Origin of the sequence: Vibrio sp. 10N.222.49.C9 (assembly GCF_041474985.1) — a bacterium.
GTDB classification, from domain to species: domain Bacteria; phylum Pseudomonadota; class Gammaproteobacteria; order Enterobacterales; family Vibrionaceae; genus Vibrio; species Vibrio crassostreae_C.
In genome coordinates this window covers 1-326 of the sequence record NZ_JBFRVD010001673.1, presented here as the reverse complement: position 1 = coordinate 326, position 326 = coordinate 1, and the positions used below count along the sequence as shown (strand labels likewise).

1 protein-coding gene is annotated in these 326 nt (G+C 47.9%); it reads left to right on the top strand.

Annotation, left to right across the window (positions count from 1 at the left end; all coding sequences use genetic code 11):
• Positions 1 to 256, top strand: a 256-nt coding sequence (locus AB4585_RS29755) for a carbohydrate ABC transporter permease (protein ID WP_372172446.1), incomplete at its 5' end; no start/stop codon positions are given.
• Positions 257 to 326: the final 70 nt, after the last annotated feature.

Below are 326 nucleotides of genomic sequence, written 5' to 3'. Positions count from 1 at the left end.
GCCTCAACTAAGACCGGCCACCTTTATTGCCATTGTTGTGACCGTGATTGGCGCACTGCGCTCTTTCGACTTGGTTGCCACTATGACCGCGGGTGGTCCTTGGGGCAGCTCTAGCGTACTTGCTTATCAAATGTATGAAGAGTCGATCTTCAATTATCGAATGGGATATGGCGCTTCAGTTGCAGTGGTGCTATTCCTGATTATGGATATCTACATCGCTTACTTTTTATGGCGCATGCTAAGGAGTGAGAAGTAATGTTTCCTAAACCAATTCAAAAATCAGGTGCGCTAGCCAGCATGAGTTATCGCGTTGCCCTGCCTATCGC